The 22,790-nt window shown below is 72.0% G+C and carries 22 protein-coding genes and 1 riboswitch; of the genes, 12 read left to right on the top strand and 10 right to left on the bottom strand.

Annotation, left to right across the window (positions count from 1 at the left end; genetic code table 11):
• Positions 1–49: 49 nt before the first annotated feature.
• Positions 50–1,291 (bottom strand): NAD(P)/FAD-dependent oxidoreductase, encoded by a 1,242-nt coding sequence (locus tag JS756_RS07080; RefSeq protein WP_205382112.1) that lies wholly within the window; start codon positions 1,289–1,291, stop codon positions 50–52.
• Positions 1,292–1,323: 32 nt separating this feature from the next.
• Entirely contained in the window at positions 1,324–1,674 is a 351-nt protein-coding gene (locus JS756_RS07075; RefSeq protein WP_205382111.1) for an avidin-fold protein, read from the bottom strand.
• 52 nt (positions 1,675–1,726) lie between these two features.
• Positions 1,727–1,838: riboswitch (TPP riboswitch) on the top strand.
• Between JS756_RS07075 and thiO the strand changes: the two genes are divergently transcribed.
• From thiO to JS756_RS07045, 6 genes are all read left to right on the top strand, one after another.
• Positions 1,836–3,005 (top strand): glycine oxidase ThiO, encoded by a 1,170-nt coding sequence (gene thiO / locus JS756_RS07070; RefSeq protein ID WP_205382110.1) that lies wholly within the window; start codon positions 1,836–1,838, stop codon positions 3,003–3,005. It overlaps the preceding riboswitch by 3 nt.
• The gene (gene thiS, locus JS756_RS07065; protein WP_205382109.1) at positions 3,002–3,202 is read left to right on the top strand and encodes a sulfur carrier protein ThiS; all 201 of its coding nucleotides are present in this window, start codon (positions 3,002–3,004) and stop codon (positions 3,200–3,202) included. The genes thiO and thiS overlap by 4 nt, the downstream gene beginning before the upstream one ends.
• 3 nt (positions 3,203–3,205) lie before the next feature.
• On the top strand, positions 3,206–4,000 hold the full coding sequence (locus JS756_RS07060) for a thiazole synthase (RefSeq protein ID WP_205382108.1): 795 nt from the start codon (positions 3,206–3,208) through the stop codon (positions 3,998–4,000).
• 197 nt (positions 4,001–4,197) lie between these two features.
• On the top strand, positions 4,198–6,126 hold the full coding sequence (gene pknB / locus JS756_RS07055; RefSeq protein ID WP_205382107.1) for a Stk1 family PASTA domain-containing Ser/Thr kinase: 1,929 nt from the start codon (positions 4,198–4,200) through the stop codon (positions 6,124–6,126).
• A gap of 67 nt (positions 6,127–6,193) precedes the next feature.
• Positions 6,194–7,075: a deoxyribonuclease IV gene (locus JS756_RS07050; protein ID WP_205382106.1), complete on the top strand. Its 882-nt coding sequence runs from the start codon at positions 6,194–6,196 to the stop codon at positions 7,073–7,075.
• Positions 7,076–7,151: 76 nt separating this feature from the next.
• Complete coding sequence (locus tag JS756_RS07045; protein WP_205382105.1) at positions 7,152–7,676, top strand: DUF4396 domain-containing protein; 525 nt, start codon at positions 7,152–7,154, stop codon at positions 7,674–7,676.
• 159 nt (positions 7,677–7,835) lie between these two features.
• On the opposite strand, the gene JS756_RS07040 is transcribed toward JS756_RS07045, so the two are convergent.
• Positions 7,836–8,468 (bottom strand): sulfite oxidase-like oxidoreductase, encoded by a 633-nt coding sequence (locus JS756_RS07040; protein ID WP_205382104.1) that lies wholly within the window; start codon positions 8,466–8,468, stop codon positions 7,836–7,838.
• 179 nt (positions 8,469–8,647) lie between these two features.
• Between JS756_RS07040 and bfr the strand changes: the two genes are divergently transcribed.
• Positions 8,648–9,127, top strand: a complete 480-nt coding sequence (gene bfr, locus JS756_RS07035; RefSeq protein WP_205382103.1) for a bacterioferritin — start codon at positions 8,648–8,650, stop codon at positions 9,125–9,127.
• 121 nt (positions 9,128–9,248) lie between these two features.
• On the opposite strand, the gene JS756_RS07030 is transcribed toward bfr, so the two are convergent.
• A complete protein-coding gene (locus JS756_RS07030) occupies positions 9,249–9,485 on the bottom strand; it encodes a (2Fe-2S)-binding protein (RefSeq protein ID WP_205382102.1) in 237 nt (78 codons plus the stop codon).
• A gap of 161 nt (positions 9,486–9,646) precedes the next feature.
• On the bottom strand, positions 9,647–10,999 hold the full coding sequence (locus tag JS756_RS07025; RefSeq protein WP_205382101.1) for a class II 3-deoxy-7-phosphoheptulonate synthase: 1,353 nt from the start codon (positions 10,997–10,999) through the stop codon (positions 9,647–9,649).
• Between the two features lie 167 nt (positions 11,000–11,166).
• On the opposite strand from JS756_RS07025, the gene JS756_RS07020 reads away from it, so the two are divergent.
• From JS756_RS07020 to JS756_RS07010, 3 genes are all read left to right on the top strand, one after another.
• The gene (locus JS756_RS07020) at positions 11,167–14,004 is read left to right on the top strand and encodes an N-acetylmuramoyl-L-alanine amidase (protein ID WP_205382100.1); all 2,838 of its coding nucleotides are present in this window, start codon (positions 11,167–11,169) and stop codon (positions 14,002–14,004) included.
• 33 nt (positions 14,005–14,037) lie between these two features.
• Positions 14,038–14,094, top strand: a complete 57-nt coding sequence (locus JS756_RS38030) for a trp operon leader peptide (RefSeq protein ID WP_205382378.1) — start codon at positions 14,038–14,040, stop codon at positions 14,092–14,094.
• A gap of 96 nt (positions 14,095–14,190) precedes the next feature.
• Positions 14,191–16,128: an anthranilate synthase family protein gene (locus JS756_RS07010; RefSeq protein ID WP_205382099.1), complete on the top strand. Its 1,938-nt coding sequence runs from the start codon at positions 14,191–14,193 to the stop codon at positions 16,126–16,128.
• On the opposite strand, the gene JS756_RS07005 is transcribed toward JS756_RS07010, so the two are convergent.
• The 5 genes from JS756_RS07005 to JS756_RS06985 all read right to left on the bottom strand — a co-directional run bounded on the left by JS756_RS07005 (position 16,080) and on the right by JS756_RS06985 (position 21,134).
• Complete coding sequence (locus JS756_RS07005) at positions 16,080–17,075, bottom strand: 2-hydroxyacid dehydrogenase (RefSeq protein WP_205382098.1); 996 nt, start codon at positions 17,073–17,075, stop codon at positions 16,080–16,082. The genes JS756_RS07010 and JS756_RS07005 overlap by 49 nt on opposite strands.
• Positions 17,076–17,149: 74 nt before the next feature.
• Entirely contained in the window at positions 17,150–18,178 is a 1,029-nt protein-coding gene (locus JS756_RS07000) for a 6-phosphofructokinase (protein WP_205382097.1), read from the bottom strand.
• Between the two features lie 175 nt (positions 18,179–18,353).
• Positions 18,354–19,037 carry a response regulator gene (locus tag JS756_RS06995; protein ID WP_205382096.1) on the bottom strand — a complete coding sequence of 228 codons (684 nt, stop codon included), beginning with the start codon at positions 19,035–19,037 and terminating at the stop codon, positions 18,354–18,356.
• Positions 19,037–20,260, bottom strand: a complete 1,224-nt coding sequence (gene macS, locus JS756_RS06990) for a MacS family sensor histidine kinase (RefSeq protein ID WP_205382095.1) — start codon at positions 20,258–20,260, stop codon at positions 19,037–19,039. Before macS ends, JS756_RS06995 begins: the two co-directional genes overlap by 1 nt.
• A gap of 124 nt (positions 20,261–20,384) precedes the next feature.
• Complete coding sequence (locus JS756_RS06985) at positions 20,385–21,134, bottom strand: lysophospholipid acyltransferase family protein (protein ID WP_205382094.1); 750 nt, start codon at positions 21,132–21,134, stop codon at positions 20,385–20,387.
• Positions 21,135–21,295: 161 nt separating this feature from the next.
• On the opposite strand from JS756_RS06985, the gene JS756_RS06980 reads away from it, so the two are divergent.
• Both JS756_RS06980 and JS756_RS06975 read left to right on the top strand, forming a co-directional pair.
• Positions 21,296–22,075, top strand: a complete 780-nt coding sequence (locus tag JS756_RS06980) for an alpha/beta hydrolase (RefSeq protein ID WP_205382093.1) — start codon at positions 21,296–21,298, stop codon at positions 22,073–22,075.
• Positions 22,068–22,646 carry a hypothetical protein gene (locus JS756_RS06975; RefSeq protein WP_205382092.1) on the top strand — a complete coding sequence of 193 codons (579 nt, stop codon included), beginning with the start codon at positions 22,068–22,070 and terminating at the stop codon, positions 22,644–22,646. The genes JS756_RS06980 and JS756_RS06975 overlap by 8 nt, the downstream gene beginning before the upstream one ends.
• Positions 22,647–22,790 lie beyond the last annotated feature (144 nt).

The following is a 22,790-nucleotide window of genomic DNA, read 5'->3' as shown; positions in this document are numbered from 1 at the left end:
CAGTCGGAAGCCGACCCGGTCCACCCGGGGGGACGCTCCCGCGCCCGGCCTACCCGACGGCCTTCTTCAGGGGCCGGGCGGGATCCGCCAGCAGCTCGGCGTCCATCGGCGTGCCCGCCTCGATCAGCCGCCGCCCCTGCGCCAGGTCCCGTGGGCGGCCCACCGCGAGGATCGCCACCAGCCGGTCCCCGCGCAGCCAGCACACCGTCCAGGCGGGCCCGGCGGGATCGCCGCGCCAGACGGCGCGGTCGGCCGCCGCATGGTGCCCGGCGTACTGGACGAAGCGGCCGAACTGCTCGGACCAGAAGTACGGGACCGGGTCGTAGACCACGGGCGGCTCGCCGGTCGCCGCCCCGATGATGTTCGCCGCGACGGTGCGCGGGCCCTGGAGGGCGTTGTCCCAGTGGTGCACCAGCAGGCGCTCGCCGTAGCGGCCGGAGGGGAAGGAGGCGCAGTCGCCGACGGCGTGGACGCCGGGGACGGAGGTGCTCAGGTGGGCGTCGGCGACGACCTCGCCGTGCGCACCCAGCTCCACGCCGGAGCCGGCCAGCCAGCGGGTGGCCGGGCGGGCGCCGATCCCGACGACGACCGCGTCCGCGGGCACGCGCGTGCCGTCGTCGAGCAGTACCGCACCGGGTTCGACGCGCTCCACACGCGCGTGGGTGCGCAGCTCGACACCGCTGTCGGCGTACCAGGCGGTCATCGGGGCGGCCGCCTCGGCGGGCAGCGCCCCGGCGAGCGGGCGGTCGGCGGCCTCGACGACGGTGACCGCGCAGCCCGCCTCGCGCGCCGCGGTGGCGAACTCGGCGCCGATCCACCCGGCGCCGACGACCACGATCTCGTGCTGGCGGGCGAGCACCGGCCGCAGCCGTTCGGCGTCGTCGAGGGTGCGCAGCAGGTGGACACCCGGCACCCCCTCGGCACCGGGCAGCCGAACCGGTTCGGCGCCGGTGGCCAGGACCAGCACGTCGTACGGGACCGGGCCGGCCTCGGTGTCCAGCTCGCGGTCGGCGGGACGCAGGCCGGTCACCTCGCGCCCGAGCAGCAGTTCGATGCCGAGGCCCTCGAAGTCCACGTCGAGTGCGGAGCCCTCGGCGGTGCCGAGCAGGACGGCCTTGGACAGCGGCGGCCGGTCGTAGGGCTGGTGCGGTTCGGCGCCGATGAGTGTCACGGGGCCGGTGAAGCCCTGCTCCCGCAGAGCCACGGCGGTCTGCACCCCGGCCATGCCCGCACCGACGACGACCACGCGCCGCGGCTGTCCCGTGCCCTGTTCCCGCGTCTGCTCGCTCACTGGATCACCATAGACAACTGACGTTGCGTCAGTCAGGGCCCGTGCTCAGTGACCTGCTCCACAACACTGGTCCCGCTGCCCGCCCGGGACTCCCACCGCCACGACTCCTCCAGCCGCACCCGCCCGTCGGGCAGCTCCACGACCGTGGACACGCAGTGCCCCGAGGAGGTCGTGCCGTCGGTCCGGAGCTGCACGTACCGGAAGTCCAGCCGGTCGCCGTCCCGGGTACCCACCAAATGCCCGCGCACCACGTCGCCGCCCGCGTACTCCGCCCAGATCTCACCGTCCTTCTCGTGGTAGGCGAACCGGGTGCGCGTGCCCACCTGGCCTGGGGCCTGGTCGGCCACGGGGGCGAGAACGAGGCCGTCGAGAGAGCGGGCCATGGCAGAAGGCTCCCTTACAGAGGCGTGGAAGCAACAGCTAGGGTGGCCAACGTAAAGCACTCGCGGGAGCCCGGACGCACCGGGCTGAGAGGGAGGCTGGCGGCCTCCGACCGTACGAACCTGATCCGGGTCATGCCGGCGAAGGGAGGGGCTGGACGCCCATGTCGCCTACGCGTACGTCAGACGTCCTCGTCGTGGGGGGCGGGATCATCGGGCTGGTGACGGCCTGGCGGGCCGCGCAACGCGGGTTCGCCACCGCCGTCGTCGATCCCTCGCCCGGCGGCGGCGCCGCACACGTGGCGGCCGGGATGCTGGCCGCCGTCACGGAGCTGCACCACGGCGAGCAGACGCTGCTCGGGCTGAACCTGGCCTCGGCGCACCGCTACCCCGGTTTCGTGGCCGAGCTGACCGACCTCACCGGGCACGACCTCGGCTACCGCCGCTGCGGCACGCTCGCCGTGGCCCTGGACGCCGACGACCGCGCCCACCTGCGCGAACTGCACGCCCTGCAGCACAGGTCGGGGCTGGAATCGGAGTGGCTGTCGGGGCGGGAGTGCCGTCGACTGGAGCCGATGCTCGCACCCGGGGTGCGCGGCGGGCTGCGGGTCGACGGCGACCACCAGATCGACCCCAGGCGGCTCGCGGCGGCGCTGGTCACCGCGTGCGAGCGGGCGGGCGTGGTGTTCCACCGGGAGTGGGCCGAGCGCCTGGAACTGGCCGGAGGGCGCGCCGCCGGGATCGTCACCCGCGGCGGGGCCGCGCTGGGCGCGGGCCAGGTGGTGCTCGCGGCCGGCAGCCTCAGCGGTCGGCTGGCCGGCCTCCCGGACGGCGTGGTGCCGCCGGTGCGGCCGGTCAAGGGACAGGTCCTGCGGCTGACCGTGCCCGAGCGGCACGGCCCCTTCCTCAGCCGCACGGTGCGGGCGGTGGTGCGCGGCGGCCAGGTGTACCTGGTGCCCCGGGAGAACGGCGAGCTGGTGATCGGCGCGACGAGCGAGGAACTCGGCTGGGACACGACGGTCACCGCCGGCGGGGTCTACGAACTGCTGCGGGACGCGCACGAACTGGTGCCCGGACTGACCGAACTGCCACTGACGGAGACCCTGGCCGGGCTCCGTCCGGGCTCCCCCGACAACGCCCCGCTGCTCGGACCGACCGGACTGGACGGGCTGCTGCTGGCCACCGGGCACCACCGCAACGGCGTCCTGCTCACACCGGTCACCGGGGACGTCATGGCGCACGTCCTGACGGCCGGTGAACTCCCCGACGTCGCCCTGCCCTTCACCCCGACGCGCTTCGGGGCACGCGTCGCGCCCACGGAGCAGCCCGCATGAACATCTCCGTCAACGGCCGGCCGCGGGACATCGACCCCGGCACGGTCCTCGACACCGTCGTGAAGTCCCTGACCGCCGCGCCCTCCGGGGTGGCCGCCGCGCTCAACGAGACCGTCGTCCCGCGCGCCGAGTGGCCCGCGACCGAACTCTCCGAGGGCGACCGCGTCGAGGTCCTGACCGCTGTCCAAGGAGGCTGAACCATGGCTGACGACCCCTTCGTCCTCGGCGGCACGTCCTTCTCGTCCCGCCTGATCATGGGTACGGGCGGCGCGCCCAGCCTGGAGGTGCTGGAGCACGCGCTGGTCGCCTCCGGCACGGAGCTGACGACGGTCGCGATGCGGCGCGTCGACCCCGGCGTGCACGGGTCCGTGCTGTCGGTGCTGGAGAGGCTGGGCATCCGGGTGCTGCCGAACACGGCGGGCTGCTTCACCGCGGGGGAGGCCGTGCTGACGGCGCGGCTGGCCCGGGAGGCGCTGGGCAGCGACCTGATCAAGCTGGAGGTCATCGCCGACGAGCGCACCCTGCTGCCCGACCCGATCGAGCTGCTGGACGCCGCCGAGACACTGGTCGACGAGGGGTTCACGGTGCTCCCGTACACCAACGACGACCCGGTCCTCGCCCGGAAGCTGGAGGACGCCGGCTGCGCGGCGATCATGCCGCTCGGTTCGCCGATCGGCTCCGGGCTCGGCATCCGCAACCCGCACAACTTCCAGCTGATCGTGGAGAACGCGGGGGTGCCGGTCGTCCTGGACGCGGGGGCGGGCACGGCGTCGGACGCGGCGCTGGCGATGGAGCTGGGGTGCGCTGGGGTGATGCTGGCCTCGGCGGTCACGCGGGCGCAGGAGCCGGTGCTGATGGCCGCCGCCATGCGCAACGCCGTGGAGGCGGGGCGGCTGGCCCGCCGGGCGGGGCGGATCCCGCGCCGGCACTTCGCGCGGGCGTCGTCCCCGGAGGACGGTGTGGCCCGCCTCGACCCCGAGCGGCCGGCCTTCTGAGTTCCGCCCCGCGGCGCCCGGCACCACCCGCGGAACCGGGGGGGCGGCTGCGGGCGTGCGGACGTGGAGACGCAGGTCACCGAAGGCCGGGGCGCCGCCATCACGACCCCCGTACGCACGTCACAGCTCGGCTGCAGTCCCGCCCCGATCCCGTGGCCGGGCGGGGGCTGTCGGTCCCGGCTCGTAGACTCGCCTGCGTGGATGCGACCCTTCAGGACCCTCTCGTCGGGCAGGTGCTCGACGGTCGTTACCGCGTGGACGCGCGGATCGCGGTCGGCGGCATGGCCACGGTGTACCGGGCCGTGGACACCCGCCTCGACCGCGTGCTCGCGCTGAAGGTGATGCACCCCACGCTCGCCGCCGACGGCACGTTCGTCGAGCGGTTCATCCGGGAGGCGAAGTCCGTCGCACGGCTCGCCCACCCGAACGTGGTGCAGGTCTTCGACCAGGGCACGGACGGCTCGTACGTCTACCTCGCCATGGAGTACGTCGCCGGGTGCACCCTGCGTGACGTGCTGCGCGAGCGCGGGGCACTGCAGCCGCGCGCCGCCCTGGACATCCTGGAGCCGGTGCTGGCCGCTCTGGGCGCGGCGCACCGCGCCGGGTTCGTGCACCGGGACATGAAGCCGGAGAACGTGCTGATCGGGGACGACGGCCGGGTCAAGGTCGCCGACTTCGGGCTGGTGCGGGCGGTGGACACCGTCACCAACACCACCGGCGCGGTGCTCGGCACCGTCTCCTATCTGGCTCCGGAGCAGATCGAGCACGGTGTCGCCGACCCGCGGGCCGATGTGTACGCGTGCGGTGTCGTGCTGCACGAGATGCTGACCGGGCAGAAGCCGCACGAGGGCGAGTCCCCTGCCCAGGTGCTCTACAAGCACCTCCACGAGGACGTGCCGCCGCCGTCCGCGGCCGTGCCGGGGCTGCCGTACGCCCTGGACGAGCTGGTGATGTCGGCCACCGCGCGCACCCCGGAGGTGCGGCCGAACGACGCGGTGGCGCTGCTGGCGCAGGCCCGTGAGGCACGGGCCGGGCTCTCCGAGGAGCAATTGGACGCCGTACCGCCGCAGGCGCGTGCCCAGGAGCACGACAACGCGCAGGACCGCACGAGCGTCATCCCGCGCGCGCTCGCCGTCCCGCGCCCGCTGCCGGTGAACGAGGACGCGGGGGACGAGCAGGTCCTGCACCGCACGAGCCGCCTGGAGAGCCCGCCGGCCGCGCCGCCGCGGCGCCGCCCGGCGCGCGGACGGCAGCGGCTCGTCGCCGTCGTCGCCGCCCTGCTGGTGGTGCTCGGCGTCGGCGCGGGTGTGTGGTACATCAACTCCGGCCAGTTCACCGAGGTCCCGCCACTCCTCGCCAAGACCGAGGCGCAGGCCCGGCAGGAGCTGAAGGACGCCGGGCTGGGGGTCAGCGTCGAGCGGGACTACAGCGACACCGTCGAGCGCGGGACGGTCATCGGGACCGACCCGGCCGCGGGCGCCCGGATCCGGGGCAACGGCTCGGTGACGCTGCGGATCTCGCGGGGCCCTGAGACGGTGAAGGTCCCGGACCTGCAGGGGTACCGGCTGGACAAGGCGAAGTCGGTGCTGAAGGACAGTGGCCTGGAACCGGGCATGGTCACCCGGGAGTTCAGCGACGACGTGCCCAAGGGCTTCGTGATCGGCTCGGCCCCGGCGGCCGGCACCGAGCGGCACGCGGGTTCCGCGATCGCGCTCACCGTGAGCCAGGGCAGCCCGGTCGAGGTGCCGGACGTCACCGGCGAGGACCTGGACGAGGCGAAGGCCGATCTGGAGGGCGCCGGGCTGACGGTGGAGGTCTCCACCGAGCGGGTCCACTCCGAGTTCGACGCCGGGCAGGTGGCCGCGCAGACCCCGGACAGCGGAAGCGAGGCCGCCGAGGGCGACACCGTGACGCTGACCCTGTCCAAGGGGCCGGAGATGGTCGAGGTCCCTGATGTGGTGGGCCGGAGCGTCGACGACGCGAAGCAGGAGCTGAAGGCGGCGGGCTTCAAGGTCAAGGAGGACCGCGGGCTGCTCGGGCTGTTCGGCGACAAGGTGAAGAAGCAGTCCGTGAAGGGCGGCGACACGGCTCCGAAGGGCTCGACGATCACGATCACCATCCGGTGACGTACGCCACCGGTGGCCGGACCCGTCCGGCGCCGGGGCGCACCGGAGCGCATGGCAGGCTGAACGGGTGAGAAGTCAGCAGGCGAAAGCCCCCTTGCGCAACCCTGTCGGTGCCCACGTCCCCGTCGCCGGCGGGTTGCACGCGGTCGGCCTGCCCTACGCCCGCGACCTGGCGGCGGAGGCCCTGCAGGTCTTCGTGGCCAACCCGCGCGGCTGGGCCACACCCACCGGGAACCCGCGGCAGGACGAGGCGTTCCGCGTGGCGTGCGCGGCCGAGTCGCTGCCGGTGTACGTGCACGCCCCGTACCTGATCAACTTCGGCTCGCACACCGAGGCCACGGTCGAGCGGTCGGTGGAGTCGCTGCGGCACTCGCTGCGGCGCGGGCGGGAGATCGGCGCGCTCGGTGTCGTCGTGCACACGGGCAGCGCGACCGGCGGGCGGGAGCGGTCGGTGGCACTGCGGCAGGTTCGGGAGCACATGCTGCCGCTGCTGGAGGAGCTGACCCACGACGACGACCCGTTCCTGCTGCTGGAGTCCACCGCCGGGCAGGGCGCGTCCCTGTGTTCGCGGACCTGGGACTTCGGCCCGTACTTCGAGGCGCTCGACGCGCATCCCAGGCTGGGCGTGTGTCTGGACACCTGCCACATCTTCGCGGCCGGGCACGACCTGACCGGCCCGAGCGGCATGCACGAGACACTCGATCTGCTGGTGGACACGGTCGGCGAGGGCCGGCTGAAGCTGATCCACGCCAACGACTCCAAGGACGTGACCGGCGCGCACAAGGACCGACACGAGAACATCGGTGCAGGTCACATCGGTGAGGATCCGTTCCGGGCACTGATGACCCACCCGGCGACACAGGGCGTACCGCTGGTGATCGAGACTCCCGGCGGCAAGCAGGGGCACGCGGCCGATGTGGAGCGGCTGAAGAAACTGCGCGACGGATAACCCGTTGAGGAATACCCCAGGGGGGTATACGGTTCCGGTGCGGTACAGGAACCGTCACCGGACCTCGGGGGCACACATGCAGCACGCGGCGCACACCGCAGACGATCACCACCAGGGGCACCACCCACAGGACCACCACGAGCACGGGCACCACGCCCCGGCCGGCGCGAGCTGGGCCATGGCGGCGCAGGCCACGCTGCACTGCCTCACCGGATGCGCCATCGGCGAGGTGCTCGGCATGGTGATCGGCACCCGGCTCGGCTGGGGCAACGGGCCGACGATGGTCACGGCGATCCTGCTCGCCTTCCTCTTCGGCTACTCGCTCACCCTGCGCGGCGTCCTCAGGGCCGGCGTCGGCCTCGGGGCGGCCGTCCGGGTGGCCCTGGCCGCGGACACCCTGTCGATCGCGGTGATGGAGCTGATCGACAACGGCGTGATCGCCCTGTGGCCCGAGGCGATGGAGGCACGGCTGGACGAGGCCCTGTTCTGGGGTTCGCTGGGCGTCTCCCTGGTCCTGGCGTTCCTGGCCACCACCCCGGTCAACAAGTGGATGATCGGACGCGGCAAGGGCCATGCGGTGGTGCACCGGTACCACCACTGACTCCCCCGGAGGCGTCAGGAGCGCTCCCCGAGACGGTCGGGCGAAGTCCACTGCGGTTCGGCGGCACCCCGAAGGGGCGCGGGGAACTGCGCGACCGCGCACGGCGGCGCCGCGGTCGGCCGACGCCGCGCCCCCGGCAGAGCGCTCGGCCGACGGGAGTCAGAGCTCGGGGCCGTCCCCGGGCTCTTCCTGGTAGGAGTACCGCTGCTCCTTCCACGGGTCGCCGATGTTGTGGTAGCCGCGCTCCTCCCAGAAACCACGGCGATCGGTCGTCATGTACTCCACGCCGCGGACCCACTTGGGCCCCTTCCACGCGTACAGGTGCGGGACGATCAGCCTCAGCGGGAAGCCGTGCTCGGCCGTCAGCAGCTCACCGTCCTTGTGGGTGGCGAAGAGGGTGCGGTCGGCGGTGAAGTCGGACAGGCGCAGGTTGGAGCTGAAGCCGTATTCCGCCCACACCATCACATGGGTGGCCTCGGGTGCGGGCGGCGCGATGTCCAGGATCGTCCGGGCGGGAATGCCGCCCCATTCCGCGCCGAGCATGCTGTACTTCGTCACGCAGTGCAGATCGGCGACCACGGTGGCATACGGCAGGGCCGTGAACTCCTCGTGGTTCCAGCAGTGCTTCGCCCCGTCGGCGGTGGCACCGAAGACCCTGAACTCCCAGCGCTCGGGCCGGAACTTGGGGACCGGCCCGTAGTGCGTGACCGGCCAGCCCTTCTGCAGTCGCTGCCCCGGCGGAAGCTCGGACCGTGCTGCATCTCCAGATTCCTGCTCCACCGGATGACCCATGACTCCATCCTGACAGACACGGAGCGGTGCACAGGACGAGGCACCCCGCCGAACCGGACAAGCAGTACCAAGCATGCATGTACTTACTAAGTCAACACTTACTGGACGATCTTCCCGGGCGGTGAAATCATGCCGCCGCAACCCCTCCACAGTTCCGCACGCGGAAGGAGCCTGGCGCGATGCAGGGCGACCCCGAGGTCATCGAATTCCTCAACGAGCAGCTGACCGGTGAGCTGACCGCGATCAACCAGTACTTCCTGCACGCCAAGATGCAGGAGAACTTCGGCTGGACGAAGCTCGCGAAGTACACCCGGCACGAGTCGTTCGACGAGATGAAGCATGCCGAGGTGCTCACCGACCGGATCCTCTTCCTGGACGGGCTGCCGAACTACCAGCGACTGTTCCACGTCCGGGTGGGGCAGACCGTCAAGGAGATGTTCGAGGCCGACCGGCAGATCGAGGTGGAGGCGATCGACCGGCTGCGGCGCGGCATCAAGGTGATGCGGGAAAAGGGCGACATCACGTCCGCGAACATCTTCGAGGACATCCTGGCCGACGAAGAGCACCACATCGACTACCTCGACACACAGCTGGAGCTGCTGGAGAAGCTCGGCGAGGCGCTCTACCTCGCCCAGCTGATCGAGCAGCCGGAGAGCTGAGCCGGCCGGGTGAGGCCCGCCGCGGATCGGCCGCCCCGAACGGGGCGCGGTGGCCGTCACGGCCGGCCGCGACGGCACCGCGGGCGACCGGCGGCCGGGCGCCGGGCTCGAAGCGGTGCGCTCAGGCGGCCTCGTCCAGGGCGGCGGCCAGGACCGGCCCCTTCTGGACGGCGGGTTCGCGGCGCGGGACGGCTCCCCGACCCAGCAGCGCCTGGATGCGGCGAACGCAGGAACCGCAGTCCGTGCCGGCCTTGCAGGCGGACGCCACCTGGCGGGGGGTGCAGGCACCGTTCTCGACGTGCTGCTTGACCTGCTGCTCGGTGACGCCGAAGCAGGAGCAGACGTACACGCGGTTCACCTCCCACCGGGATCCTTCACCGACGCCCCCCTTGATCAGTGAGGCTAACCTAACCTTACCCATCGCGTCGGGGCCGCGAAAGTGCTGTGGGGCGCGGATCGCATGTGATCCGCGCCCCACTTCGCTTCACACCCGGAAACGGGTGGTGCCGGACGAAGCCGTCACTGGTCCCGGTACATCTCGGCGACCAGGAACGCCAGGTCGAGCGACTGGCTGCGGTTGAGCCGCGGATCGCACGCCGTCTCGTAGCGCTGGTGCAGGTCGTCGACGAAGATCTCGTCGCCGCCGCCCACGCACTCGGTGACGTCGTCGCCGGTGAGCTCCACATGGATGCCGCCCGGATGCGTGCCGAGCGCCTTGTGCACCTCGAAGAAGCCCTTGACCTCGTCGAGCACGTCGTCGAAGCGGCGGGTCTTGTGGCCGGAGGCCGCCTCGAAGGTGTTGCCGTGCATCGGGTCGGCCACCCAGGCCACGACCGCGCCGGACGCCGTGACCTTCTCCACCAGCTCGGGGAGCTTGTCCCTGATCTTGTCGGCACCCATGCGGACGACGAAGGTGAGCCGGCCCGGCTCGCGCTCGGGGTCGAGGCGCTCGATGTACTGCAGCGCCTCCTCGGCCGTCGTGGTCGGTCCGAGCTTGATCCCGATCGGGTTGCGGATCCGGGAGGCGAACTCGATGTGCGCGTGGTCCAGCTGCCGGGTGCGCTCACCGATCCACACCATGTGGCCCGAGACGTCGTACAGCTGCCCGGTCCGCGAGTCGACGCGGGTGAGCGCCGTCTCGTAGTCGAGGAGCAGCGCCTCGTGGGAGGCGTAGAACTCGACGGTCTTGAACTCCTCCGGGTCCGCCCCGCAGGCGTGCATGAAGTTCAGCGCGTTGTCGATCTCCCGCGCCAGCTGCTCGTAGCGCTGCCCGGACGGGGACGACTTCACGAAGTCCTGGTTCCAGGCGTGCACCTGGCGCAGGTCGGCGTAGCCGCCGGTGGTGAAGGCGCGCACCAGGTTCAGCGTGGAGGCGGAGGCGTGGTACATCCGCTTCAGCCGCTCCGGGTCCGGGATGCGCTCGGCCTCGGTGAACTCGAAGCCGTTGACGGAATCGCCCCGGTACACCGGAAGGGTCACGCCGTCGCGCGTCTCGGTCGGCTTGGAGCGCGGCTTGGAGTACTGCCCGGCGATACGGCCGACCTTCACCACCGGCACGGAGGCCGCATAGGTGAGGACGGCGCCCATCTGGAGCAGCGTCTTGAGCTTGTTGCGGATGTGGTCGGCGGACACCGCGTCGAAGGCCTCGGCGCAGTCGCCGCCCTGGAGGAGGAACGCCTCACCCTTGGCGACGGCCGCCAGCCGGGCGCGCAGCTGGTCGCACTCGCCCGCGAAGACGAGCGGCGGATACGACTCGAGGTCCGCGATCACTGCGCGCAGAGCCTCGGTGTCGGGGTACTCGGGCTGCTGCGCCGCGGGCAGGTCTCGCCAGGAGTTGCCAGCGCTGAGGCTGGTCTTCGCGTTCACGGTCACGCCCTCCACATTACGGGGTCGTGTCGACCGATTTTCGCGTGGCTCGACAGGTGAGACAGCCGAGACGGGGCCGCTCGACCCCGGTTGTTCGCTCCCCGGTAACATCAGCCACTTCTTCAACGCTGGTTTACATACATCCAATCTTCGTATCCACAGGGGTGGGGGACTTGACCGCGGGTCATCGCAGGGACCGCAAGAAGAAACGCATGCTCGTCTACGGCGTCGCCTCGGTGGTGGCCGCCGCGACCACCGCAGGAACGCTGGCCCTGGCCTCGCCGGGGCTCTTGGGTTCGGACGGCGAACAGGGGCCGCCGCCGTCGCTGCAGACCCAGTTCGAACAGGCCGCCGAGGAGTTCGACGTCCCGCAGAACGTGCTGATGGCGGTGTCGTACCGGCAGACGCGCTGGGAGGACCACGACGGCCTGCCGAGCACCACCGGCGCCTACAACGTGATGGGTCTCACGGACGTCGACAAGGACGATCTCGGGGACGGCCACGACGGCGAGGCCGACGAGCGCAAGAACCAGCTCGACCACATGAACCTCAGTGGCGACCCGGCCATCGAGAAGCACTTCGACGCGGACAAGGCGCTCCGGAGCCTGCGCAAGAAGCCCGTCGACACCAGCGATCCGCGCCTGCACACCCTGGACGAGGCCGCCGACCTCATCGACGTCTCCACGACGAAGGTCCGGAACGACACGCAGCAGAGCATCCGGGCGGGTGCCGCACTCCTGGCCAAGTACCAGAAGGACGCGACCGGCTCGCTGCCCGAGGACCCGGGCGCCTGGTACCCGGCCGTGGCTCGCGCGAGCCAGGCCACCGACCGCAAGGGCGCGGACCTCTTCGCCAAGCGCGTGTACGAGTCGATCAAGACCGGCGAGCGGCGGGTCACCACCGACGGCCAGACCCTGACCCTGCCGGCCGACCCGTCGGTGAAGCCCGACACGTCGTCCGAGCTGGAACTCGCCGGGGCCGTGGCGGGCACCACCGCCACGGCCGACTGCCCGTCCGGCCTGAACTGCGACTTCCGCCCCGCCGCGTACAAGCAGAACAGCTCCGACAACACCGACTGGGGCAACTACGGCGTCGCCGACCGCCCCAAGACCGGTCACGAGATCCGCTACATCCTGCTGCACGACACCGAGGGCAGCTACGACGGATCCCTCGCGGTGTTCCAGAACTCCAACACGTACGCCAGTGCCCATTACCTGATCCGCGCCTCCGACGGTCTCGTCACCCAGATGGTCGAGAACAAGAACGAGGCGTGGCATGCCGGCAACAAGAGCATGAACATGCACTCGATCGGCATCGAGCACGAGGGCTACGCGATCAAGGACGGCAGCTGGTACACCGAGCCGCAGTACGAGTCCTCCGCGGCCCTGGTGAAGTACCTGGCGGCCGAGTACGACGTCCCGCTGGACCGTGAGCACATCATCGGCCACGACGAGGTCCCCGGCCCGCTGGACAACAACGTCCGCTCCCAGCACTGGGACCCGGGTCCCTTCTGGGACTGGAACCACTACATGCAGCTGCTGGGCGCCCCGACCGGGGCGGGCGGCGCCGGCGGCCTGTACAAGGCCGGCCAGCTGATCCGGATCGCGCCGCCGTTCACCGCGGCCAACCAGCCGACGCTCACCAACGGCGGCACGGCGGTCGCCGAGCAGCCGGCGAACTTCGTGTACCTGTACACGTCACCGTCCACCTCCTCGGCCAAGATCACCGACGCCTACCTCGGCAGCGTGAACCCGACCGACGGCGCGAACTGGGCCGACAAGGCCGTCGCCGGCGGCGAGTACGTGGTCGCCGAGGCGCAGCAGGACTGGACCGCCATCTGGTACGGCGGCAAGAAGGCCTGGTTCTACAACCGGGGCGGTCAGTTCGCCGCGGCCGTCGGCACGCAGAGCGTGATCACGCCCAAGGCGGGCAAGAGCTCCGTCCCGGTCTACGGGCGCACCTACCCCGAGGACGCGGCGTACAGCGGGACCGGAGTGCCGGTCCAGGGCAGCAACACCGCGTCGCTGACCAAGTACAGCGTCCCCGCCGGGCAGAAGTACACGCTGGGCGGCTCGGCCGTGACCGGCTCGTACTACAACAGCGGCACCTACGACGGGTCCGGCACGGGTTCGCGCACGGTGGTCGTGGGCAGCACCAACACCTTCTACCCGATCCGCTTCAACCACCGGGTCGCCTGGGTGCGCACCTCGGACGTCGACGTGGTGAACAGCACCGCTCCCGACCCCGGCACCAACCGCTACGACATCCTCGGGCGCGACAAGTACGGCACGCTGTGGCAGTACCAGGGCACCGGCGACGCGGGCTCCCCGTTCTTCGGCCGCTACCGCGTCGGCGGCGGCTGGAACACCTACAACACGGTGACGGCGCTGACGGCGCTGCGCGCGGACGGCACCGGTGACATGGTGGCCCGCGACAAGGACGGCGTGCTCTGGTACTACAAGGGCACCGGCGATCCCTCCGCGCCGTTCGCCTCGCGCACCCGCGTCGGCGGGGGCTGGTACGTCTACAACACCATCCTCGGTGTCCGGGACCTCACCGGCGACGGCAAGCCCGACCTGATCGCCCGCGACAGCAGCGGCGTGCTCTGGCTGTACAAGGGCACCGGCGACACCGGCGCCCCGTTCGCGGCCCGCAGCCGGATCGGCGGCGGCTGGTACGTCTACAACACGATGGTCAGCACCGGCGACCTCGACGGCGACGGCAAGGCCGACCTGGTCGCCCGCGACAGCAGCGGCGTGCTCTGGTTCTACCAGGGCACCGGCGACGCTTCCGCGCCCTTCGCGGCGCGCACCCGGGTCGGCGGCGGCTGGTACGTCTACGACATGCTGAACGGCCCCAGCGACCTGAACCGGGACGGCAGGACGGACCTGATCGCCCGCGACAAGGACGGCGTGCTCTGGTTCTACCAGGGCACGGGTGACGCCTCCGCGCCGTTCGCCTCGCGGAGCCGGATCGGCGGAGGCTGGAGCATCTACGACATGATCGTCTGACACCGACCACCCGTATGCGTTAGGGTGCGTCGCATGTACGCGCCGACGAACCAGAACTGGTGGTGGACCGCTCATCCGGCGGCCCACTGACCGCGCGTACACCAGACGACGCGAAGGCCGCCCCGAGGGCGGCCTTCGGCGTTTCCCGGCCCGGGCCGTTCCTCCCAGCGAGAAGGAAACGGACCCATGACGCTGCTCGACCTCCTCGACGATCCCCGCCCGTTCGCCCTGCTGCGCCGCCGCACGCCGGGCCACGACGAGAACACCGTCGAGGTGCTCCTCGGCCAGGTCGCCACCTGCGACCGCCTCGCCGGCCTGCCCGACGAGGGCCTCGCGCTCGTCCCCTTCCGGCAGATCCGCGAGCGCGGCTTCGACGTCCGCGACGACGGCACGCCGCTGGCCGTCCTCGTCCCCGAGGAGACCCGCGCCCTCACCCTGGAGCAGGCCCTCGCCCAGTTGCCCGGGCACCGCGTCCGCGTCGACGGCGGGGGCTTCGACGTGCCCGACGAGGAGTACGCCGAGACCGTCTCCCGCGTGCTGCGCGAGGAGATCGGGCGGGGCGAGGGCGCCAACTTCGTGATCCGGCGGACCTACGAGGGCCGGATCCCGGGCTTCACCCGGGGCGACGCGCTGGCCCTGTTCCGGCGGCTGCTGGAGGGCGAGCGGGGCGCCTACTGGACGTTCGTCGTGCACACCGGGGAGCGGACGCTCGTCGGCGCGAGCCCCGAGGTGCACGTGCGGATGTCCGGGGCGCGACCCGGCGACGGCGGGGCGGGGGCGGGCACGGTCGTGATGAACCCGATCAGCGGGACCTACCGGTACCCCGCCGAGGGCCCCACCCCCGAGCACCTGCTCCGGTTCCTGGCCGACGGCAAGGAGATCGAGGAGCTGTCCATGGTCGTGGACGAGGAGCTGAAGATGATGTGCACCGTCGGCGACATGGGCGGGGTCGTCGTCGGGCCGCGGCTGAAGGAGATGGCGCACCTCGCGCACACCGAGTACGAACTGCGCGGGAAGTCCTCGCTGGACGTGCGCGAGGTGCTGCGGGAGACCATGTTCGCGGCCACCGTCACCGGGTCGCCGGTGCAGAACGCATGCCGGGTGATCGAACGGCACGAGACCGGCGGGCGCGGCTACTACGCGGGCGCCCTGGCCCTGCTCGGCCGGGACGCCGGCGGCGCCCAGACCCTCGACTCCCCCATCCTCATCCGCACCGCCGAGATCTCCGCCTCCGGGCGGTTGCGCGTGCCGGTCGGCGCCACTCTGGTGCGCGGCTCCGATCCGGCGGGCGAGGTCGCCGAGACCCACGCCAAGGCGGCGGGAGTGCTCGCGGCCCTGGGGGTGCGGCCGTCCCGGCCCCGTGCGGAGCGGGCGCGGCCGCGGCTGGCCGACGACCCCCGGGTGCGCGCGGCGCTGGACGGGCGGCGGGCCTCGCTGGCGCCGTTCTGGCTGCGGATGCAGCAGCCGTCGCGGGAGCCGGCCGGGCACGCCCTGGTCGTCGACGCCGAGGACACCTTCACCGCGATGCTGGCGCACGTGCTGCGGTCGAACGGGACGACCGTCACCGTCCGGCGGTACGACGAGCCCGGTCTCGGCGACGCGGTCCTGGCGCACGAGGGCCCGCTGGTCCTGGGCCCCGGCCCCGGTGACCCCTCCGACCTGGCCGACCCCCGGATGCGGTTCCTGCGCGGGCTGACCGCGGCGGTCCTGCGGGAGCACCGCCACGGCGTCCTGGGCGTGTGCCTCGGCCACGAGCTGATCGCGGCCGAGCTGGGCCTGGAGATCGTGCGGAAGGAGGTGCCGTACCAGGGGGCGCAGACGGTGATCGACCTGTTCGGGCGCCAGGAGACGGTCGGCTTCTACAACAGCTACGTCGCCCGCTGCGACGACGAGGCCGCGCGGAGGCTGGCCGCGCGCGGCATCGAGGTCAGCCGGAACGGGGCGCACGAGGTGCACGCGCTGCGCGGGCCGGATCCCGCCGCGGGCGCGCCGTCGAACGCGATCGCCGGCGTGCAGTTCCACCCCGAGTCGGTGCTGACCCTGAACGGCGCCGCCGTCGTCGGGCGGCTGCTGGATCAGCTGCGGGGCACCAGCACGTTCTCCGAGCGGCGGCCGGCCCGGTAGTCGAGGACGTTGCTCACCGTGGTCTCGACGATCTGGCCGACCGCCTCCACGGTGTAGTACGCCTGGTGGGAGGTGACCAGGACGTTCGGGAAGGTGAGCAGGCGGGCCAGCGTGTCGTCCTCGATGGCCTGGAGGGACTTGTCGAGGAAGAACAGGCCCGCCTCCGCCTCGTAGACGTCCAGGCCGACGCCGGTGAACCGGCCGGCGCGCAGCTCGTCGACGAGGGCCACGGTGTCGATCAGGCCGCCGCGGCTGGAGTTGACCAGGACGGCGTCGTCCTTCATGGCCCTCAGCGCGGCGCCGTCGATGAGGTGCTGCGTCTGCGGCATCAGCGGGACGTGCAGGCTGACCAGGTCGGACTCGGTGAGCAGCTCCTCCTTGGAGACGTACTTCATGCCGAGGTCCAGGCAGGCGGGGTTCTCGGCGACGTCCCAGCCCAGCAGCCGCATGCCGAAGCCGTGGGCGATCCGGGCGAACGCCTCGCCGATCCTGCCGGTGCCGAGCACGCCGGCCGTGCGGCCGTGCATGTCGCGGCCCATCAGCCCGTCGAGCCGGAAGTCGAAGTCGCGGGTGCGGGTGGAGGCCCGCACGATCCGCCGGTTGACCGCCATGGCGAGGGTCCAGGCGAACTCGGCGACGGAGTGGGGCGAGTAGTACGACACCCGGGCGACCGTGATGCCGAGCCGCTCGGCGACGGTCAGGTCGACGTTGTTGAATCCGGTGGACCGCTGGGCGATCATCCGGGTGCCGCCGGCCGAGAGGATCTCCAGCACGCGGCCGTTCAGGTCGGCGTTGACGCTGCTGGAGATCACCTCGTAGCCGGTCGCGATCGGAGCGGTGTCCTCGTTGAGGAACACATCCAGGCAGCGGACCTCGTGGTGACCGGCGAAGGCCCGCTCCATCAGCGGCTTCTCGTCGGCCTGCACTCCGAAGGCCAGGATCTCCATCGACTCTCCCGTCTCAGGTCGGCATGGGCCGAGCGTACGGCGTCCGACCGGCCTCGGGCCGGTCGGGCACCCCGTCAGCCGAAGAACACTCCGGCCTCTTCGTACAGCTTCACATCCACCGTCTTCAGCTTCGCCGTGGCCTCGGCCATCGGGACGCGGACGATGTCCGTGCCGCGCAGGGACACCATCGTGCCGAAGTCCCGTTCGTGCACCGCGTCGACGGCGTGCAGGCCGAAGCGGGTGGCGAGCCAGCGGTCGAAGGCACTGGGCGTGCCTCCGCGCTGCACATGGCCGAGGACGGTGGTGCGGGCCTCCTTGCCGGTGCGCCGCTCGATCTCCCTGGCGAGCCATTCGCCGATGCCGGAGAGCCGGACGTGCCCGAAGGGGTCCTGCGAGCCGTCCTTGAGCACCATGGAGCCGTCCCGGGGCACGGCCCCCTCGGCGACGACGACGATCGGTGCGTACGACGCCCTGAAGCGCGACGTCACCCAGGCGCACACCTGGTCGATGTCGAAGCGCTGCTCGGGGATGAGGATGACGTTGGCGCCGCCGGCGAGCCCCGAGTGCAGCGCGATCCAGCCGGTGTGGCGGCCCATCACCTCCACGACGAGGACCCGCATGTGGGACTCGGCGGTGGTGTGCAGGCGGTCGATGGCTTCGGTGGCGATGCCGACGGCGGTGTCGAAACCGAAGGTGTAGTCCGTGGCGGACAGGTCGTTGTCTATCGTCTTCGGCACGCCGACGCAGGGCACACCGTAGTCGTCGGACAGGCGGGCGGCGACCCCGAGGGTGTCCTCGCCGCCGATCGTGATGAGCGCCTCGACGTCGTGCTTGGCTAGGTTCGCCTTGATGCGCCGGACGGCGTTGTCGTGCCGGAGCGGATGGGTGCGCGAGGAGCCGAGGATGGTGCCGCCGCGCGGCAGAATGCCGCGCACGGCGGGGATGTCGAGGCGGACGGTGTCCCCTTCGAGGGGGCCCCGCCAGCCGTCGCGGAAGCCGATGAAGCCGTGGCCGTACTCCTGGACGCCCTTGCGGACGACGGCCCGGATGACGGCGTTGAGGCCGGGGCAGTCTCCGCCGCCGGTCAGTACTCCGATCCGCATGGAATGGGTCCCTTCGCCGCGGTCGCCGCGTGCGTGCGGCGCGTGCGAGCCGAAAAGGCTCTCCCCGCACGCTAATGGTGACGCAGGTCACTTCGGCAGGACCGCAACGGGCAAATCCGGTGAATTCCCGGCCGGTTGGCCGACAGCGCGGGCCGGGCGGCGCGGGCCGCCCTGCTCACTCGTCGTCCAGGCCCCGCTCGATGGCGTAGCGCACCAGCTCGACGCGGTTGTGCAGTTGGAGCTTGCCGAGGGTGTTCTGGACGTGGTTCTGCACCGTGCGATGGGAGATGACGAGGCGTTCGGCGATCTGCTTGTAGCTGAGCCCCTTGGCGACCAGGCGCAGCACTTCCGTCTCCCGGTCGGTGAGCCGGGGCGTCCCCGGCTCGTCGCCGACCGTCCCGGCGGGCGGCCCGGGCTCGGAGGCGAGCCGGCGGTACTCGCCGAGGACCAGACCGGCCAGGCCCGGCGTGAACACCGGGTCGCCGGCGGCGGTGCGGCGGACCGCGTCGCGCAGTTCCTCGGTGGACGCCGACTTCACCAGGTAGCCCGTCGCGCCGGACTTGACCGCCTCCAGCACGTCGGCGTGCTCACCGCTGGCCGACAGCACCAGCACGCGCAGCTGCGGATGGGCGGAGACGACCTCCTTGCAGACCTGTACGCCGGGCTTGCCGGGCAGGTTCAGGTCCAGGACCAGCACGTCCGGCACGGCGGCCCGGGCGCGCCGCACGGCCTGCGCGCCGTCGCCGGCGGTGGCGACCACCTCGAAACCGGACTCGGCCAGGTCGCGGGCGACCGCGTCGCGCCACATGGGGTGGTCGTCGACCACCATGACCTTGATCGGGCCCTGCTGCTCGCTCATCACCGCTCCGCCTTCCCCCGTGTCCGCGTTCCGTCCCTGGGTACCGTCAGCTCGACCTCCGTGCCCTGCCCCGGGATCGAGACCCACTCGGCGGTGCCGCCGAGGTCGCGCAGGCGCCCTCGGATCGACTGGGCCGCGCCGAGCCGGCCCTCGCTCTCCGCCCGCGCCAGCCGCCCCTCGGGGATGCCGGGCCCGTCGTCCCGCACGGTCACGATCACCGCCTCGGGCTCGTCCTCGACGAGTATCCAGGCGTGCGCGCCGGGGCCGGCGTGCTGCCGGACGTTGTCCAGCGCCGCGCCGACGGCGGCGGCCACTTCCCGCGCCGCGCCCGGGGGCAGCCGCACCGGGGCGCCCGGCTCGGCGAGGCTGACGCGGGCGCCGGCGTGCGGGGCGAGCAGGCAGCGCAGGTCCAGGGGGGCACCGTCGTGCGGCTCGTCCTCCACCACGCGGACGACGGCGCCGCGTTCGGCGTCCTGCGGGATGCGGGGGATGGGGCCGAGGCCCCCGGAGACCAGGGTGCGCAGGGCCACCTCCTGGTCCCCCGCGAGACGGCCCAGCTCGGCCGCCTCGCCGCCGAGCGCGGTCCCGCGGCGCTTGACCATGGCCAGGACCTGGAGCACCCCGTCGTGGATGTCCCGGGCCAGTCGCTCACGCTCCCGGGTCGCGGCCTCGATCTCCAGGGCGCGGGCGAGGGTGCGCTCGGAGGCACGGGCGACCTCGACGACATAGCCGATGGCGATGGAGGCGACCCACACCAGGACCACGTTGTGCACGGTGTCCCGGGCCGGGGCGCCGCGTTCGACCAGGTTGGCGACGGCGACGGCGGTGGAGGCCAGGGCCGCCCAGCGCCAGCCGCCCTTGATCGCGAAGGCCAGCACCGAGCCTGCGGTCCAGATCGACGGCAGGGTGGGGCCGCCCTCGACGATCCGCTGGTGTGTGTCGGCGACGGGGGTGAGCAGGATCCCGCAGAGGGCGATCGTGAGGTCGGCGGCGAGGAACCGGCGGGTGCAGGCCGCCTCGCTCGCGACCCTGGGCAGCGTGGTCAGCGTCCACACGCACAGCACGCCGTAGTACGCGATCGCGACGCCGGGGCGGGGGAAGCGGCCGTAGGCGGTGGCGAACAGCCCGACCGCGTACAGCATCGTCAGCACCCGGTAGGCGGCCAGGGCGCGCCACAGCGGCAGCTCGACCGACATCCTCACGACCTTCGCCCGCTTGGGCATGTCCCCACCCCGAGTCCCGGACCGCCCCCGGCCCCGTCACCCGCCCGGCCGGCCGGGCGTCGCCGGTGCCGTGACCGACGGGTCCACCGGCTCGCGACGGCCGGCGGACCCGTCGGTCACGGCACTAGCTCTCCTGCTTCTCTTTCCTCGCCTGGTCCTTCTCCGCCTTCGCCAGTGCCGCCCTGGCCTCCTTCTCCGCCTTGGCGGCCTCCGCGATCTGCCGCTTGGCGGCGGTCGCGTACATGTCCACGTACTCCTGGCCGGAGAGCTTCATGATCTCGTACATGACCTCGTCGGTCACCGCCCGCAGCACGAAGCGGTCGTGCTCCATGCCCTGGTACCGGGAGAAGTCCAGCGGCCGGCCGATCCGGATGCCGGGCCGCATCACCTTCGGGACGACCTTCCCCGGCGGCTGGATCTTCTCGGTGTCGATCATCGCCACCGGGATCACGGGTGCGCCCGTGGCGAGCGCCACGCGCGCGAGGCCGCCGGGCTTGCCGCGGTAGAGGCGGCCGTCGGGCGAGCGGGTGCCCTCCGGGTAGATCCCGAACAACTCGCCGCGCTCCAGCACCTCTATGCCGCTCCTGATCGCCGCCTCACCCGCGCCCCGCGCGCCCGAGCGGTCGACCGGGAGCTGGCCGACGCCCTTGAAGAACGCGGCGGTGAGCCGGCCCTTCACCCCGGGCGTGGTGAAGTACTCGGCCTTCGCGATGAAGGTGACCTTGCGGTCGAGCACCGCGGGCAGGAAGAACGAGTCGGAGAAGGAGAGGTGGTTGCTCGCCAGGATCGCCGGGCCCTCGGCGGGAATGTTCTCCAGGCCCTCCACCCAGGGCCGGAAGACGATCTTCAACGGCCCCCCGACGGAAACCTTCATCGCGCCGTACAACAACCGAGTGCCTCCTGATGTGTGTCGATCAGACCTTAACCCCACCGGCGGCCAACAGCCCGACGGCCCTGGTCGGTGTCAGTGCGGTCGCGTACGGTGAACCTCACCTGGACGTTGCTCATGCCTTTCTCATGAACAGGAGACCGAAGGTGACGGTCCTTCCTGGAGCCGAGCCGTACCGCCATGAGGGCGGGGAGGTCGGCGTCCTCCTCTGTCACGGCTTCACCGGTTCCCCCCAGTCGCTGCGCCCCTGGGCGGAGCACCTCGCCGGTCACGGGCTGACCGTGTCGCTGCCCCTGCTGCCCGGGCACGGCACGCGCTGGGAGGACCTCCAGGTCACCGGCTGGCAGGACTGGTACGCGGAAGTGGACCGGGAGCTGCGCGCCCTGCGCGAGCGCTGCACCCGCGTGTTCGTGGCGGGGCTGTCCATGGGCGGCGCGCTGGCCCTGCGCCTCGCGGCCCTGCACGGCGACGCGATCAGCGGCGTCGTCGTGGTGAACCCGGCGAACAAGGTGCACGGCCTGTCCGCGTACGCCCTCCCCGTGGCCCGGCACCTGGTGCGGACGACGAAGGGCATCGCCAGCGACATCGCCCGGGGGGACGGCGCGGAACTGGGCTACGACCGGGTGCCGCTGCACGCGGCCCACTCCCTGCGTACCTTCCTGCGGCTGGTGGACGGCGAACTGCCGCAGGTCACCCAGCCGCTGCTGCTGCTGCGCAGCCCGCAGGACCATGTGGTGCCGCCGGCGGACTCGGCCCGGATCCTCGGGCGGGTCTCGTCCGTTGACGTCACGGAGGTCCTGCTGGAACAGAGTTACCACGTGGCGACGTTGGACCACGATGCGGAGCGGATCTTCGACGAGAGCCTCGCCTTCATCGGCCGGCTGGCTCCGAGTGTCGGCAAGGAAGGAACAACGGCAGGTGGCTGAGCACGACGCGGACCGCGGGGACGGGCTCGACGAGCCGGAGGAGCAGAGCGTGCCCTTCGACGAGGCGGCGGCCTGGGCGGCCATCGTCGCCGGGTACGGCAAGGAGCCCCCGGACCCGCCGGGCTCCAAGCCGTTCCGGTCCGTGGAGGACCTGGCGCTGCCGGAGCCGGAGCCGGAGGCGGACGAACCGGAGAAGCAGCCCGACGGCAAGGGCGGCAGGCCCGTGACCCCGCTGGGCGGCTCGGTCTCCTTCGCCCCGGGCGTCGGCCCGCGCGACTACTCGCTCCCCGAGACGTCCGACGACGATCTGGACGAGGACGACGAGGGCCACTTCGAGCCGCCGGAGCCGCCACCGCTGCCCGAGTCGGACACGACCGCGCGGTTCGCGTGGCTGGGCGTGATCGGCGGTCCGGTCCTGCTGCTGCTGGCCGTGCTGCTCGGCTGGGACATGACCTGGTGGCTGACGACGCTCTGCATCGGCGGCTTCCTCGGCGGCTTCGCCACCCTGGTGATGCGGATGCGCACGGACGACGAGGACGGCGACGATCCGGGGCGGGGCGCGGTCGTCTAGTAGTGCTTGGTCAGGTTGGTTGTGGCGGTGCGTGTCCTGTGGGCCCGGCGTGGCGTTGAGTCTGCGTGACTCCGGACGAGATTGCTGTGGTGCGTGGTGAGTTGGAGACCTTCGCGGCGGAGGTGTTCGAGCCGTTCGCGCGCA

This window comes from Streptomyces actuosus (assembly GCF_016921115.1).
GTDB classification, from domain to species: domain Bacteria; phylum Actinomycetota; class Actinomycetes; order Streptomycetales; family Streptomycetaceae; genus Streptomyces; species Streptomyces actuosus_A.
The sequence above is the reverse complement of the archived record's forward strand: the minus strand, read 5'-3'. Positions and strand labels throughout refer to the sequence as shown.